Here is a 15,532-nt window from a genome sequence, read left to right as displayed (position 1 = left end):
CGAGGGGCGTTGCCGTCCCATGCCGAGCGGTAGGCTTCCGGAGTGCGCCCGTTTTTCCGCGAGGCGCATGCCGGCAAGACAGGCAGTCCGCGCGTTACAGGAGGACCGGCGTTGCACGTCCAGGAATGGCTCGACTCGGTTCCGGCGGTGGCCGTCTACGCCGTGGTGGCACTCGTCATCGGGGTGGAGAGCCTGGGCATCCCGCTGCCGGGCGAGATCGTCCTGGTCTCGGCGGCACTGCTCTCCTCCCAGCACTCGGGCATCAACCCGATCGTCCTGGGTGCCTGCGCCAGCCTGGGTGCCGTGATCGGCGACTCCATCGGCTACGCGATCGGCCGCAAGGGCGGACGCCCTCTGCTGGCCTGGCTCGCGAACAAGTTCCCCCGGCACTTCAGCGAAGGCCATGTGGCCACCGCCGAGCGTTCCTTCGAGAAGTGGGGCATGTGGGCCGTCTTCTTCGGCCGTTTCATCGCCCTCCTCCGCATCTTCGCCGGCCCCCTCGCGGGCGTACTCCGCATGCCCTACTGGAAGTTCCTGATCGCCAACGTCCTCGGCGGGGTCATCTGGGCCGGCGGCACCACAGCGGTCGTCTACTACGTGGGAATCGTCGCCGAGGACTGGCTCAAGCGCTTCTCGTACTTCGGCCTGGCGGCTGCGGTACTGGTTGGCGTCGCCTCCATGCTGCTGGTAAAGCGCAGGGCGCAGAAAATGTCGGCCGAGAAGAACGAACCCGAACCGGTAACCGCCGGCGAGTGAAACGCCCTGAAGGGGCGCGGGGAACGGCGCGATCAGCCACGACGTACCCGCACCCGCCAGCCGGTCTACTCATGCACCCCGCGATGCGCCTTGGCCAACTCCGCGTACATGGTCCCGTTAAGGGTCAACCCCTCCCGCTCCTCCCCGCTCAGCCCGCGCCGCACCTTCGCAGGCACCCCGGCGACCAGTGACCCCGGCGGCACAACCATCCCCTGCGGCACCAACGCCTGAGCCGCAACAAGCGAACCCGCCCCGATCACCGCCCCGTTGAGCACCGTAGCCCCCATCCCGATCAGGCAGTCGTCCTCAACGGTCGCCCCATGCACGACGGCGTTGTGCCCCACAGAAACCCGCTCACCCACACTCACCGGAAACCCCGGATCCGCATGCAGCGTGCAGTTGTCCTGGATATTGCTGTGCGCCCCGACGACGATCCGCTCGACATCGCCCCGCACCACCGCTCCGTACCAGACACTCGCCCCGGCAGCCAGCGTCACATCCCCGATCACAGACGCCGTAGGAGCCACAAAGGCCTCCCCGTCGACCTTCGGCTCGCGCCCACCGATACCCACGATCAACGCCCTGTGCGTCATAAGACCCTCCCGACCGTCGAAGACACCCGCACGGTACGACATCGGTGGGGCGAAGATCACAGCGGCCGGACCTCATGGCCACGGCTCACGCTGAGTACCGTGGCCGGGTGCCCAACCGCAAGAACACGTTCTCAAAATGGCGGAGCCACCTCGCGCAGCGCGCCGTCCACGCGGGCTGGGCCTGGGTGCAGCGCACGGGCTCGGTGACGGCCGAGCACCCCGGCCGCTTCCGGTTCGGCTCCATCGGCGAACACACCCGGCTCGCCTTCCCCCTGGGCACGGTCTTCGGCGAATCCTGGATCCACCTCGGCTCTCACTGCATCGTCGGCGAACAGGTCACACTCACGGCCGGCCTGATGCCCGACCTGGACCTCGGCCCCGACCCGATCCTGCGCCTGGGCGACGGCGTAGTCCTCGGCCGCGGCAGCCACGTCATCGCCGACACGACGGTCACCATCGGCAGCGACTGCTACTTCGGGCCGTACGTCTACGTCACGTCCACGAACCATTCCTACGACGACCCGCACGAGCCCATCGGCAAGCAGTGGCCGCGCATGGAACCCGTCGAGATCGGCCCCGGGTGCTGGATCGGCACCGGCGCGGTGATCCTGCCGGGCGCGCGGATCGGCCGGAACGTGGTGGTCGCGGCCGGTGCGGTGGTCCGCGGCACGGTGCCCGACCATGCCGTGGTGGCGGGGGCACCCGCACGGGTCGTACGCCGCTGGACACCGACGGAGGGCTGGCAGCCACCGCTCCGCACCCCCGCACCGGTACCGATCCCCGCGGACGTGACCCCGGATCAACTCCGGGCTCTCGCCGGCCTGGACGAGGCGAGCGCGGCACGGCTGGCCGAACTGGACGAGAACGTGATCGCCCACCTGGCGGAGCTGGACGCGGAGGCCTGACCTGGCACGGGTGTCGAGGTGTGATCCGGCATGCGTGTTGAGGCCTGATCCGACACGTGTGCCGAAGCCCGATCCGGCATTCATCCCGAGGCCTGACCTGGCGCTCATGTCAAGACGGGCCAGGTACTCGACGTCTTCGGCACTTCACCTGGCAGCCGGTGCCTGTCGGCTGTGCGCCGAGGCGTGATCCGGTGCTCCTGCCGAGGCTTGACCTGGCACTCATGCCGAGACGAGCACGGCACCCGGCACCTCACCCGGCGCCCCCCGGCACCTCACCCCGCGCCACCCGACACCCCCTAGCAACCGACGCCCCCCGCCCCCCACCCCGCGGCACTCGACGCCACCCCCACCCCCTCACCCCGTCGCCAACAACAACGTCCCCACCAACGCCAACCCCGCCCCCGCCGCCTGTACCACCCGCAACCGCTCGCTCAGAAATCCGCGCGCGGCCAGCGCCGTCACCACCGGATACAGTGACGCGAGCACCGCCGCCACGGTCACCGGCCCATGCTGCGCGGCGATCGAATACGTACCGTTGGCCGCCACATCGGCCAGCCCCACGAAGGCCAGCGCCGGCAGTGAACCCCAGGGGAACCCGCCCGCCGGGAGCGCGACCCCGCCCCGCCGTACGGAGACGTAGAGCGCGGCGCCACCCGTGGCCACATTCGTCACGCGCTGCACGAACAGCGCGAGGAAGAGCCCGGTCACGGTCGTGGACGCCTCCGCGATCAGTGCGAACACCGTGCCGAAGCCGAGCGCGGCGATGAGTGACAGCAGGATCGCCTGGCGCTGTACGGGCGCGCCCCGCAACTGCGGCCCGCCTGCGAGGACGACCCCGGTGACGGCGACCGCGATCCCCGCCACCTGCATCAGGCCGGGCCGTTCGCCGAGAAAGAGCCCTACCCCGACCGGTACGGCCACGCTCAGCGTCGCGAGCGGCGAGACGACGCCCATGGGGCCCAGCGCCAGCGCCTTGTAGAAACTGAACAGCGCGACCGGCCCCACCACCCCCGCCGCGAACGCGAACCACAACCGCGGCCCGGCCTCGCTCCAGCCCCCGGTGCCCACCACGACCGCGCCGAGCACGGCCGCCGCGATCGCCTGCGACACCACGACCACCGTGAGTGCCGGGGTCCGCCGGGTCAGCAGGCCTCCGCCGAAGTCGGCCAACCCCCACAGGAGGCTGGTGGCCAGGGCGAAGAATGCTGTCACGGGGTGCCTCGCAGTACAGTTCGGTGCAGTTCGATGAACGATCGGGTGCACCACACCGTAGTTCGCTGCATTGAACTCTGTCATCCATAATATTGAACTCAAGGTATGGGCGGAACGTGTCGGACCTCGACCTGCTGAACCAGTCCCTGGCTCGCAACGTCAAGCACTGGCGCTCGGTGCGCGGCTTCACCCTGGACGTGCTCGCCGCCCGGGCCGCGGTCAGCCGGGGCATGCTCATCCAGATCGAGCAGGCCCGCACGAACCCCAGCATCGGCACGGTCGTCAAGATCGGCGACGCCCTCGGCGTCAGCATCACCACCCTGCTCGACTACGAACAGGGCCCGAAGGTCCGCATCGTCCCCGCCGACCGCGCCGTTCGCCTCTGGCACACCGACGCCGGCAGCTACAACCGCCTCCTCGCCGGTACCGAGGCCCCCGGCCCGCTGGAGATGTGGGACTGGCGGCTGATGCCGGGGGATGCCAGTCCCTCCGAGCCGCATCCCACCGGCACGGTCGAACTCGTCCACGTCACCACCGGCGAGCTGACCCTCACCGTGGACGGCGAGGACCACCGCGTCCCGGCCGGCGCGAGCGCCACCTTCGAGGCCAACACCCCGCACACGTACGGCAATCGGGGCGATGTACCGATGGAGATGGTGATGGCGGTGTCGGTCCCGCCCGTGCACCGGGAGACCCCGTGAGCAGCCGCCGGACGACCGTTCGGGACACCCCGTGAGCCGTCGCCGTACGCCTGTTAGCGTGCCGTCATGCGCGCACCCATCGGACACTTCGACCACGCCACCCCGGCCCCCGACTGCCTCGACGAACTGATCCGCCCGGTCGCCGACGCCGTGCGCGCCTGGCAGGGCAGCGTCCCCGCCGACCAGTTCGTCTACGTCGACACCGACCCCGAGTGGGCCGACACCGCCACCTTCGTCGAGCACTACGGCCAGGACCTGCTGGAGCGGTCCGCCAACTGCGTGGTCGTCGCCGGAAAGCGCGGCGGCGAGACCACGCTGGCCGCGTGCGTCGTCCTGTCCACCACCCGCGTCGACGTGAACGGCGTCGTCCGCCGCCAACTCGGCGCCCGCAAGGCCTCGTTCGCGTCGATGGACACCGCGACCGGCGAGAGCGGCATGGAGTACGGCGGCATCACCCCCGTCGGACTCCCCGCCGACTGGCCGGTGTTGGTCGACTCGGCCGTCGTCGACCTGCCGTACGTCCTGGTCGGCAGCGGACGCCGCCGCGGCAAACTCCTCATCCCCGGCAAGGCGTTCGCGGAACTCCCGGGCGCGGTGGTGCTGGAGGGCCTGGGCGTCGCCTGAGCCCCGAGCCGTAGAAAACCGGCCTCACGCCACGGCGTGGTGGTGCGCCAACTCCCCATGCGGGTCCGCCTCGCCCGGCACCGGCGCCGGGTCGGCGTGCACGAGGGCGGCCGTGAGCCGCGGTACCGCGTGCAGCAGCGCGTGCTCCGCCGCCACGGCGACGGCGTGGGCCTGTCGTACCGTCGCCTCCCCGTCCACGACCACCGCCACCTCGGCGCGCAGCCGGTGCCCGATCCAGCGCAGCCTCAACTCGCCCACCCCGCGTACCCCTTCGACCTCCCGCACGGCATGCTCGGCCCGGTCCACCAGGTCCGGATCGACGGCGTCCATCACGCGCCGGAACACCTCGCGCGCCGCGTCCCGCAGCACCAGCGCGATGGCGGCCGTGATCGCCAACCCCACGATGGGGTCGGCGAGTTGCCACCCGAGCGCGGAACCGGCGGCCCCGACCAGCACGGCCAGCGAGGTGAACCCGTCGGTACGGGCGTGGAGTCCGTCGGCGACGAGTGCGGCCGACCCGATCTCCCGGCCCACCCGCATCCGGTACCGGGCCACCGACTCGTTGCCGACGAACCCGACGAGCGCCGCGACGGCGACCACCGGGACGTGTGACATGGGACGCGGATCGAGCAGCCGGTCCACCGCCGCCCAGGCCGCGAAGGCGGCGGACGCGGCGATCGTCAGCACGATCGCGATCCCGGCGAGGTCCTCGGCGCGCCCGTAGCCGTACGTGAAGCGGCGGGTGGCGGCCCGGCGGCCGAGCACGAACGCGATGCCGAGCGGTACGGCGGTCAGCGCGTCCGCCGCGTTGTGCACGGTGTCGCCGAGCAGCGCGACCGACCCGGACACGACCACCACGACCGCCTGCACCAGCGCCGTCACCCCGAGCACGGCGAGCGAGAGCCAGAGCGCGCGCATCCCGCGGGCCGAGGACTCCAGGGCGGAGTCGAGTTTGTCGGCGGTCTCGTGGGAATGCGGGGTGAGGAGGTGGCCGAGGCGGTGACGGATGCCGGTGGGGGAGTGGTCATGGGGGTGCGGGTGGTCGTGGCCGTGGTCGTCGTACGGGTGTGCGTGCCCGTGTTCGTGGTGGTGCTGGTCGCTCACGTAAGTCCCCTTCCGGTGCGCGGGTGGACGGACGGCGCCCACAGGGCCATTATGTGCGTATGAGCGCACGCATGCACCTATCAACTGCGCATGATGCGCATCCGCGCACCCCGGGCGAGGAACAGTTCGCGCTGGCCGCCGAACTCCTCGCCCTCCTCGGCGACCGCACCCGCCTGACCCTCCTGCACGCGCTGACGGCGGGCGAGTCCGACGTCACCACCCTCACGGAGGCCTGCGACGCGGCCCGCCCGGCGGTCAGCCAGCACCTGGCACGGCTGCGCCTCGCGGGCCTGGTGACCACGCGCAAGGAAGGCCGCCGGGTGATCTACGCGTTGAGCGACGGTCATCTACGGCGGCTGGTCGACGAGGCGTTGAACGTGGCGGACCACCGCCTCAACGACCGCCCGCCGCACGACTGACAGCCGTGCACGTGACGGCCGTACAACTGGCCGCAGTAGCTCAGGAGTTGGGGTCCTTGCCCAGGTAGCTCTCCGCGAACGCCAGGGCCGCGGCGGGGGATTCGAAGACGCGGCGGAGTCGGGCGAGGGTGGTGCCCGCGTGGTACGGGTCGCCGGACGAGGTGCCGTGGTAGACCTCGGAGAGCCACTGGGAGAACTCCTGGTACTCCCACACGCGGCTCAGGCAGGCCTCCGAATAGCCGCCCAGGCCCGCAGAGTCGCCCTTCGCGACGTACGCGACGAGCGCGTCGCCGAGCAGGAACGCGTCGTGTAGGGCGAGGTTCATGCCCTTCGCGGCGATGGGCGCGGTGAGGTGGGCCGCGTCGCCGGCGAGGTAGAGACGGCCGAACACCATGGGTTCGACAACGTAGTTGTGCATGTCGAGCACGCGCTTCTCGATCAGCCGGCCCTCGGTCAGCGGCGGGGCGCCGGTCGCGGCGAGGCGGTGCCGGAGCTCGGACCAGACGCGGTCGTGGGGCCAGTTGTCGGGGTCGTCGCCGGGCGGGCACTCCAGGTAGTAGCGGGTGACTTCGGGGCTGCGCGCCATGTGTCCGGCGAACCCGCGCGGATGGACGCCGAACACCACACAGTCCGACGACGGCGGCGCCTCCGCGAGCAGCGCGAGCCAGCCGATGCCGTAGTCGTGCCGCGCGATCCGCGCCCGTTCCGGTGGCAACGCGGCCCGGGTCACCCCGCGCGCACCGTCGCAGCCCGCCACGAAGTCGCCGTGCGCGAGCCGCCGTTGACCGGTCTCGGAGTCGGTGTACGACACTGTCGGGCGGTCGGAGTCGAGATCGTGCAACTGGACGTCCTGGACGCCGAAACGGATCTCACCGCCCCGTACGTCCGCGTACTCCCGCACCAGGTCCGTCACCAGCAACGGCTGCGGATAGACGAAGTGGTGATGCCCCGTCAACTCCGTGTAGGCCAACCGGTGCCGCTGCCCGCCGAACCGGAACTCGCACTCGGTGTGCAGTTGCGCCCGCGCCAACAGGCCCTCGGCGAGCCCCCGTTGCTGGAGTCCCCGGACGGCCCACTCCTCGATGACCCCGGCCCGAGGCCGCCGCTCGATGAACTCCCGGGTCTCGGTCTCCAGTACCAGGCAGTCGATCCCGGCGGCGCGCAGGATGTTGCCGATGGTGAGTCCGGCGGGTCCGGCGCCGATGATGACGACCGGAAAGTGGTGTGGGGAAGCGGAGTTGGGGTGGGGGGAGGTGAAGGTCACCGGACCATTATGACGGTGTGCAGACAGCCGAAAACCGGCCACCTGGAGGGGGGCCGGTTCAGCACGCATGCTTAACGAGGAAGAGGCCTCAGGTTAGGAATGAATGAATATTTACAGAAGTCCGTTGCCTGAAATTTGACTCGTCTTCGAGGGCTTCTTTTACATGTTCACAGCGTTCTTACGTTGTCAGCCGGAACTGCGACCGAGGGCCGGGATCTCGATCGCCGGGCACCGGTCCATCACCATCTCCAGACCCGCCGCCCGGGTCCGCTCGTACGCGCTCTCGTCGATGACCCCGAGCTGGAACCAGACGGCCTTCGCGCCGATGCCCGCCGCCTCGTCGGCGACCGCGCCCGCGAGGTCGCTGTTGACGAACACGTCCACGACGTCCACCTCGAAGGGGATGTCGGCGAGGGAGGCGTAGCCCTGCTCGCCGTGCACCGTCTCCGCCTTGGGATGGACGGGTACGACGCGCTTGCCGAAGCGCTGCAGTACCTGCGCGACGCCGTAGGCCGCGCGTGACCTGTTCGAGGACAGGCCCACGACGGCCCAGGTGTCGCCGGACTCGGTCAGGATCTTGCGGATCGTTGCTGGGTCGCCGTACATGCTCGGCCTCCTTGGAATCGTGCGCGCCCGCTGCTGCCTGCGACAACAGCGGGCGGCGCACCGTGATTCCTCGGTCCATTCCTCAGTCCGCGACCACGGACGTGTTGAGGCCCTTGTCGTAGTGGTTGTGCGCGATCTTGATGCCCGTGCTGCCGTGGAAGACGAACAGCGGTGAGGTGTACGGCGGTTGGTCCGCCGGGGCCAGGCGGCGGACGGTGTTGCCGGTGAAGGTGAAGCCGCCGACGCTCTTGGCGTTGACGACCGTCACGTCGCCGATGTCGAAGGAGTTGTGCTCGACCTTGATGTTGTGGTGCACCGGGTGCGCCGGGTCGACGACCTGGTTGGTCGGCTCCACGAAGATCACCGGGCCGGTGGGGCGGGTGAAGGAGTTGTCGCGGATCGTGAGGTCGGCGACCGGGCCCGACTCGTACCACTGGTAGGCGTCGGCGGAGACGTAGACGCTGGCCATGGACATCGCGTCGAAGCTGTTGCCGGCGATCAGGACGGGCTTGCGGGTGGTGACCAGGATGCCGCGCGTCGGCACGTTGCGGAACGTGTTGCCGGTGATGACGACGGACGGGGTGGCCGTGATGTTCTCGACGACCGTGCCGCCGATCTCGACCCCGGCGGGGACCGGCCGGTCGAAGGTGACGTTCATGGTGGTGAGGGACTTGGTGTGGTCCATGCCGCTGGGCCCGTCGACCGCGGTGACCTTCGCGTGCGGGTCCGCCAGCGGGGTCATCGTGCGTTGCGTCGTGAACTCGACCTCGTCGCCGGGCGCGAACTGCGGGAAGCCCGCGGTCTGCGGGTGCTCGTAGGCGAGGGTGAGGGTGTTCGGGCCGGGCTGCCCGACGACCTCCAGGTAGGTGCCGTGGATGTTGATCGGGTCGTCGTGCGGGCCGTCGAAGAGGCTCCGGGTGATGGAGACCTTGCCCTTGACGCCGGACATCTGCACGAAGTCCGCGAACGAGGCCGTCGACCGGCCGGACTTCGGATCGGGCGCGAAGTTCACCTTGTCGATGGAGATGTTCTCGCTGAACTGGCCCACCACGCCGAAGGATTGGAGGTAGTAGGCGTTCATCGAGCGCATCGTGACGTTCTTGGACTGCCAGATGAAGGCGCCCGGTTCGGTCCGCTCGATCAGGCGCATCTGGTAGACGAGCCCGGCGTCTGTCGGCTGCGTCGCGCTGGTGTAGTCGATCCTGATCCGGCGGTCGCCGAGGTCGGTGACCTTGGAGACGTCGTTGAAGAGCGGGTTGTCGCCGCGCCAGGTCCGTTGCGCCTTGGGGTCGTGGATCTGGGTGTACTGGAGCCCGTCCGTGCCCGACCAGTACGGCTGTCCGGTGGCCGGGCTCTTCTCGCCGAGCCAGGTGATGTGCGTGCCGTTCACCTCGTACGGGCTGCCGGCCGGGATCTTCAGGACGCGGTAGGCGTGGGCGTCGGTGCCACTGGTGACTCCGGTGGTGGCCACGGTCGCGTCGATGACCTCGGGGGCCGCGTAGTCGAACGAGAAGTTCTGGAAGGTCACGTCGGTCGAGCGGATCGACGCGAACGCCGTCTGCAGACCGTGGTAGACGAGCTTCGCGCCGCCGCCGTCGACGGTGACGTCGTGCATGTCCTCGATGAGGAGCCCGATCTTCTTGTCCCGGTAACGCTGGTCCGCGCCAACGGTGTTGGAGACATACAGCTCACGCGTCTCGGCCCGCTCGGGGTAGAGCTGGTAGGTCCCCTTCGAGAACTCGATCCTGACCGCACGCCCGTGATCGACGCTCTTGGCGTGCCGCAGCGCCGCGACGACGGCGGGCGTGGAGTCCGTCCGGCCGGTGGGGTCGGCCCCGAACGCGTCCACGTCGACCACCGCCACCGGCGTCGTTCTCTGCGCCGCGGCGACAGGACCGCCGCCGCCCACGAGCAGCGCGAGCGCCACCCCGACAAACACGAACCGAGACCGAGACATAGCCCCTCCGGAGCATTCATGATGCACGGCCATCAGCCGCGAAACACCCGATGAATATACGGAGTTGTGGCCGATTTCCCGGTCTGAACTCCGACTGGAGTGTCCTTAGATCCGACCTCTAGGTCAATGGTCTGGACGAGTCAGGGGGCTCGGGGCACGCCCTCCGCCGCCTCACGCCTTCGGCGCTCCCGTGCTCGCGCGGATCACCAGCTCCGGGTCGAAGAGGAGTTCACCGACGGGGACGTCACGGTTGCCGACCAGGGCGAGGACGCTGCGCCCCGCCTCCGAGGCCAGCCGGTCGGCCGGCTGGCGGACCGTGGTGAGCGGCGGATCGACGAAGTCCATGATCATGGAGCCGTCGTAGCCGACCACCGACACATCGCCCGGCACGTCGTACCCCTGCCGGCGCGCGCCGCGGATCGCGCCCAGCGCCATGTAGTCGCTGGCCGCGACGATCGCCGTGGCACCGCGCCCGAGCAGCGAGATCGCGGCGGACTGGCCGCCCTCGACGGTGTACGACTGCCGGACCACCCACTGCTCCGCGTCCTCGACACCGCGCCTGGCGAGCGAGGCGACGAAGCCGCTGACGCGCCGGTCGGCGGGGCGGTTGCCGAGCGGGCCCGACGCCATGCCGATACGGCGGTGGCCGAGCCGGTACAGATGGTCGACGGCGAGTTCGGCGGCGAGCAGATCGTCGGTGGAGAAGACCGGCGCCTCGCTCACGCCCTCGAACCGGCCGTTGATCCCGACGAACGGGATCCTGCGGGACCGCAGCAGTTCGTACGCCGAAGGGTCCGCGCCCTCAAGGGTGTTGCTGGCCGACAGGAACACGACCGCGGCCACGCCCCGGTCGGCGAGCGAGGTCACGAAGTCCAACTCCTGCACCCCGCCGGGGAAGCACGGGCACAGGACCGTCTTCAGCCCGTGCGGGGCGAGGACCGACTCGATGCGTTCGGCGACATCGGCGAAGAACGGGTTGGAGACCAACTCGGTGACCACCGCGACCAGTTGACCCCGGGTCTGCCGCTCGTACCCCAGGTCGGCCATCGCCTGCTCGACCGCCTCGCGGGTCTTGCGGGACACGCCCTGACGCCGGTTGATGACCCGGCTGACCGTAGCCTCGCTCACCCGCGCCCGGTCCGCGACCTCGGTGATACCGACCTTCATCCGCTTCCCTCCACCCCGACTTGCAATGGATGGACGAAAACTTTCAGTCCAACCTCCCACGCAACATAGCAGCGGGACTGCATGTCTTCCATGTTTCTTGCGCATGACCATTGAATCGTCACTTCGGCCCCTGCTAGCTTTCCGGCCACCACGCGGCCCCATCCCGCAGTGACCGAAGACCGGGAGACCCGATGAAGCCCTCAAGGCTCATGCTGCTCACCGCTGTTGCCCTGCTCGCCCCGATGGCTCCCGCTCTGTCGGCCACCGCGTCCGCCGCACCCCGCCCCCAACTCACCATCCCGGACCCCGGGTTCGAGAACGGCGGCACGGGCTGGACCTTCACCTCGGGGGCCGGTGTCGGCACCGGCAACAGACACGGCGGCGAACGCTTCCTCTACCTCGACGCCGGAGCCGGCAAGAGCGCCCAGCTGACCATCGTCGCGCCCAGGAACGGGAGTTACGACTTCTCCGCGTGGATCGGCAGCGCCGGCACCGGCGGCACGTACACGATCCGGCGCAACGGCCAGACCGTCCAGACGATCACCCTGCCGCAGCACCCCGGCTACGCCCGGTACACCATCAGCGGCGTCCGGTTGAGGACCGGCGACAAGCTGCAGATCGAATTCGGCTCCGGCAGCGCCTGGGTCAACGCCGACGACCTGATGATCTCGCCCGCCGCACCCGCCGACCCGAAGGTCACCTCGTCCGACCCCGAGGTCGTCGCGATGTTCGGCTGGGCGCAGAAGAAGGCCAACAGCTGGGTCCAACTCCCGGGAACCGTGGGCCCGGTCAACGTCGACGAGTACCAGACCGGCGGCACCGGCACCGCGACGTACGAGCCCACCTACTGGGCCGGATACGCCAACCGCAGCGCCTACTACTCCCGCGACATGACCCACCAGCTGGCCGGCGCCCACCTCATCGGCCTCGACGCGGAGAACGAGACGATGCTCCGCTCGTACGCGGCGTCGGCCACCGCCGAGCACAAGTACTTCCCGGTGTGGTCCCTCAACTTCGACGCCAAGACCTACCTGAGCATCGACTACAAGAGCCCGGACAATTTCGTCCGCGAGGTCCCGGCCACGTTCGAACTCGTCGAGAAGGCGGCCCAGGCGTACCTGTGGACCGGCGACCGCAGGTACGTCGACGACCCGGTGCTGTGGGACTTCTACCGGCACGCCACCGAGCAGTTCATCGACCTGCACAACTCCGCCAAGGACAACGGCAAGGTGAAGGTCGCCGAAGGCACCGGCCAGGGCATCTTCCAGGGCGCCGCCAGCTACAACGAGCAGGACGGCGACGGTCTCGCCGAGGCCGGGGACGGCATCGCCTCCGAGTACCAGGCCTACCTGGCGATGGCGGTCCTCGCCCGCGGCAAGGGCGACACCGCGCTGGCCAGGACGTACGACAAGCGCGCCGCCGACCTGAAGACGTACTTCAACGACGACTGGAGCGGCACCGGCAGCGGCGCCGACATGGTCCGCGCGTACACCAACTCCGGCACCCCGGTCACCGGCTGGGGCAAGGAGAACAGCGTCTTCATGCCGATGAAGCAGATCATCGACCCCGGCCCGCGCAACGACGCCTACCTCGACTACATCCAGGCACAGGAACTGGGCCCGGACGGCTCGCCCAATATCGAGTCGACGACCTACCTGCCCGACATGTTCTTCAAGAACAACCGCGCCGACACCGCCTGGCAGTGGATGCGGAAGATCTACGGCGAGCGGGACACCCAGCACGTCAACTCCAGCCAGGGCCCCGACGGCGACTACCCCGAGGTGTCGTTCACCCTGGTCAGCCAGACCATCCAGGGGTTGATGGGCATCACACCGGACGCCCCGAACCGCAAGGTGACCACCCAGTCGCAGCTGCCGACCGGCATGAAGTGGCTCCAGGCGGCGGACGTCCCCATCGGCACGGGTACGGTCACCGTCCGCCACGACGGCGCGACGAAGACCACCCTGACGAACAACTCCCGCAAGGGCTCCTACAGTTGGGAGGCCCGTTTCCCCGGCGTCCACAAGAAGATCAAGGTCAACGGCGTCCAGCAGCACGTGCGCACCAAGGTGGTCAACGGCGTGACCTACACATACGCGACGCCGACGGTACGAGCGGGGGCGACGGCGGTGGTGCAGGTGACGGGCTGACGCGAACTCCGGCTCACCGAGGGCTTCGTAGCGCGAGGGCGAGATCGTCGAGGTACCGCGCGACCGACCCCAAGGTGAGCAGGCCGCTGCCCGCCCCGGCCAACTCGGCCGCGGCGGGCGTCAGTTCGGCGTGAGCGCGCTCCATCGTGCCCCGGTCGTCGACGGCGATCGCCGCGCGGGCGGCCAGGCACCACAGGGCCTCGAAGAGGAGGTCGCGGGGCGGGTCCGGGAGCGAACTCAGCGCAGTCCGGGCTTCGTTGGGACAGTCCCTGGCCAGCAACACCAACGGGCGGGCCCATGGCTCGTACGGTCCCCAGTCGATGTGTTCGTCGGTCTGGGCGGGCTGCCCGTTCCGCAGGCGCAGGCTCAGCAGGGCCAGCGGCAGCAGCCCGCGTTCCAGCCCGGGCATACCGGCTCCGTTCAGCCGAAGTGCCGCGTCCTGGTAGGCGGTTGCGACCTGAGCCGGCTTTGGGTTGCCGGTCGCGGTGAGCCGTAGCACCCGGTACCACTGGGTGAACACGCCCACCAGCGGCAGTTCATGACGGTCGGCCAGCTGGTCCGCGGCTGCCACGTGCTCATCGGCTCCGGGGAAGTCCGCGAGGGCGCTGCGGGCCTGGATCCGGATGAGATGGCCGAGCACCTCGTAGGTGACCATGGCGTGCCGGGCGGACAGGGCGACCAACTCGGCGCCGATCGCGTCCCGTTGAGGGGCCAGGCCCGCGCGGTGGAAGGTCTGCATGAACGTGCCGTTGAGGGCGAAGGCGAGGAGCCCGGGGTCGTTCAACCGGCGGGCGATGCCCTCCGCTTGGCGGGCGGCCTGGGGCCCGCGTGCGGAGCGGGTGCCGCGCGACTCCAGCGCGATCGTGGCCAACAGGCGGGCCCGCGCCGCGAGATGGGCCTCCGGCGGGAGCGCGGCCAGGGTGCGCTCGGCCGCGGCCACCGTGTCCGCCGCCTGCTGCGGGTCGTCGACCCGGGTCCAGATCGCCGGGACGTCGTAGGCACCGATCACACGGGCCGTGAGTTCCGGGTCGCCGAGTTCCTGCGCGGCCGTGATGGCGGCGAGGCGGTGTCGGCGAGCAGCTTCCAGGCCGCCGCCTCCGGTCACCGCGAGGTTGCGGAGCAGGCCGACTGTCGATTCGAGGCGGGCTCGGGCGCCGGACGCCACGGTCCGGTCGTAGGCGGCGGTTGCTTCGGCCCATACGCGATCGGCTGGACCGCTCGGATCTGACCCGGGGGTGGAATGCGGGGCGTGGGGGAGCGAGGGCGGATGGGCGATGTGCGGGTCGGGGTCCAGATGCGCCGCATGCTCCAAAATGTCCGCCTCCAGGCGGCGCAACGTCGGGCCCGGGTCCGCTCCGAGTTGTTCTACGAGGAGGGTGCGTGCCCGGCGGAGTACCGCTAGCGCGTCGCCCTGGCGGCCGGTTCGGTAGAGGGCCAGGGTGAGTAGGCGCCAGGCGTCCTCGCGCCAGGGGTGTTCGGTGACGTGGGCGTCCAGGTCGGGGATCGCCTCCGCGGCCTGGCCCAGGGCGAGTTGGGTCCCGGCTCGGCGTTCGACGGCGTGGAGGCGGAGTTCGGTGAGGCGGGAGCGTTCCGCGTGGGCCCAGGACTTGTCGGCGAAGTCGGCGTAGGCCGGGCCTCGCCACCAACTCAGCGCTTCATCAAGGCGGTTGAGCGCGTGCGGGGCCGGCAGGGTCGCCGCGGCCGTCACCGTCCGTTCGAAGCGCCAGGCGTCCACCGCCTCTGGCTCGGCGCGCAGGGCGTATCCCGGGCCCTCGGTGACCAGGAGGCGGGCCGGAGTTCGCGGCGGGCGCTCCGGTTCCAGGGCCCTGCGCAGTGCGGCGACGAAGGTGCGGAGCGCGCCCACCGCGTCGGCGGGTGGCTCCGCCTGGTCGGCCCGGTCCGCCCACAGGTCATCGACCAGGCGTCCCACCGGTACGACCCGACGCCGGGCGACCAGCAGCCGGGCCAGCACGGCCCGGTGGCGCGGGCCCTTCAGGGCGATCGTGTCCCCGGCGCCGTCCCAGGCCGCGACCGGCCCCAGCACCCCGAACGAGACCTCCATCGCCGACCACCC

General features: G+C 70.2%; 14 protein-coding genes. 6 read left to right on the top strand and 8 right to left on the bottom strand.

The window, feature by feature from the left end:
• Nucleotides 1-111 precede the first annotated feature (111 nt).
• Nucleotides 112-756, top strand: coding sequence for a DedA family protein (locus OG407_RS10370; protein WP_405857124.1), 645 nt, complete (start codon nucleotides 112-114; stop codon nucleotides 754-756).
• Nucleotides 757-821: 65 nt separating this feature from the next.
• Here OG407_RS10370 and OG407_RS10365 read toward each other — a convergent pair whose 3' ends face one another.
• Nucleotides 822-1,349 carry a gamma carbonic anhydrase family protein gene (locus OG407_RS10365; protein WP_405857122.1) on the bottom strand — a complete coding sequence of 176 codons (528 nt, stop codon included), beginning with the start codon at nucleotides 1,347-1,349 and terminating at the stop codon, nucleotides 822-824.
• A gap of 74 nt (nucleotides 1,350-1,423) precedes the next feature.
• Between OG407_RS10365 and OG407_RS10360 the strand changes: the two genes are divergently transcribed.
• Nucleotides 1,424-2,254, top strand: coding sequence for an acyltransferase (locus tag OG407_RS10360; RefSeq protein WP_405857120.1), 831 nt, complete (start codon nucleotides 1,424-1,426; stop codon nucleotides 2,252-2,254).
• 354 nt (nucleotides 2,255-2,608) lie between these two features.
• Here OG407_RS10360 and OG407_RS10355 read toward each other — a convergent pair whose 3' ends face one another.
• Entirely contained in the window at nucleotides 2,609-3,466 is an 858-nt protein-coding gene (locus OG407_RS10355) for an EamA family transporter (protein WP_405857118.1), read from the bottom strand.
• 116 nt (nucleotides 3,467-3,582) lie between these two features.
• On the opposite strand from OG407_RS10355, the gene OG407_RS10350 reads away from it, so the two are divergent.
• A complete protein-coding gene (locus OG407_RS10350; protein ID WP_405857116.1) occupies nucleotides 3,583-4,167 on the top strand; it encodes a helix-turn-helix domain-containing protein in 585 nt (194 codons plus the stop codon).
• Nucleotides 4,168-4,233: 66 nt separating this feature from the next.
• Nucleotides 4,234-4,791: a YbaK/EbsC family protein gene (locus tag OG407_RS10345; RefSeq protein ID WP_405857114.1), complete on the top strand. Its 558-nt coding sequence runs from the start codon at nucleotides 4,234-4,236 to the stop codon at nucleotides 4,789-4,791.
• 24 nt (nucleotides 4,792-4,815) lie between these two features.
• Here the strand turns inward: OG407_RS10345 and OG407_RS10340 are convergent, their stop codons facing one another.
• Entirely contained in the window at nucleotides 4,816-5,895 is a 1,080-nt protein-coding gene (locus OG407_RS10340; protein ID WP_405857112.1) for a cation diffusion facilitator family transporter, read from the bottom strand.
• A 59-nt stretch (nucleotides 5,896-5,954) separates the two neighbouring features.
• Between OG407_RS10340 and OG407_RS10335 the strand changes: the two genes are divergently transcribed.
• Nucleotides 5,955-6,314 (top strand): metalloregulator ArsR/SmtB family transcription factor, encoded by a 360-nt coding sequence (locus tag OG407_RS10335; RefSeq protein WP_328684723.1) that lies wholly within the window; start codon nucleotides 5,955-5,957, stop codon nucleotides 6,312-6,314.
• A 40-nt stretch (nucleotides 6,315-6,354) separates the two neighbouring features.
• Here OG407_RS10335 and OG407_RS10330 read toward each other — a convergent pair whose 3' ends face one another.
• The 4 genes from OG407_RS10330 to OG407_RS10315 all read right to left on the bottom strand — a co-directional run bounded on the left by OG407_RS10330 (nucleotide 6,355) and on the right by OG407_RS10315 (nucleotide 11,308).
• Nucleotides 6,355-7,578 (bottom strand): 4-hydroxybenzoate 3-monooxygenase, encoded by a 1,224-nt coding sequence (locus OG407_RS10330; protein ID WP_405857110.1) that lies wholly within the window; start codon nucleotides 7,576-7,578, stop codon nucleotides 6,355-6,357.
• Nucleotides 7,579-7,764: 186 nt separating this feature from the next.
• The gene (locus OG407_RS10325) at nucleotides 7,765-8,184 is read right to left on the bottom strand and encodes a CoA-binding protein (protein WP_405857108.1); all 420 of its coding nucleotides are present in this window, start codon (nucleotides 8,182-8,184) and stop codon (nucleotides 7,765-7,767) included.
• 82 nt (nucleotides 8,185-8,266) lie between these two features.
• Complete coding sequence (locus tag OG407_RS10320) at nucleotides 8,267-10,141, bottom strand: right-handed parallel beta-helix repeat-containing protein (RefSeq protein ID WP_405857106.1); 1,875 nt, start codon at nucleotides 10,139-10,141, stop codon at nucleotides 8,267-8,269.
• A 171-nt stretch (nucleotides 10,142-10,312) separates the two neighbouring features.
• Entirely contained in the window at nucleotides 10,313-11,308 is a 996-nt protein-coding gene (locus OG407_RS10315) for a LacI family DNA-binding transcriptional regulator (protein ID WP_405857104.1), read from the bottom strand.
• Nucleotides 11,309-11,499: 191 nt separating this feature from the next.
• Here OG407_RS10315 and OG407_RS10310 point away from each other — a divergent pair, with 191 nt between their 5' ends.
• Nucleotides 11,500-13,458 carry a hypothetical protein gene (locus tag OG407_RS10310; protein ID WP_405857102.1) on the top strand — a complete coding sequence of 653 codons (1,959 nt, stop codon included), beginning with the start codon at nucleotides 11,500-11,502 and terminating at the stop codon, nucleotides 13,456-13,458.
• 13 nt (nucleotides 13,459-13,471) lie between these two features.
• Here the strand turns inward: OG407_RS10310 and OG407_RS10305 are convergent, their stop codons facing one another.
• A complete protein-coding gene (locus OG407_RS10305) occupies nucleotides 13,472-15,520 on the bottom strand; it encodes a BTAD domain-containing putative transcriptional regulator (RefSeq protein ID WP_405857100.1) in 2,049 nt (682 codons plus the stop codon).
• Nucleotides 15,521-15,532 lie beyond the last annotated feature (12 nt).

This window comes from Streptomyces sp. NBC_01515 (assembly GCF_045040345.1).
In the GTDB taxonomy this organism is placed as follows: Bacteria; Actinomycetota; Actinomycetes; order Streptomycetales; family Streptomycetaceae; genus Streptomyces.
Note: the sequence above shows the minus strand (reverse complement) of the source record. Positions and strands in the feature narration are given on the sequence as shown.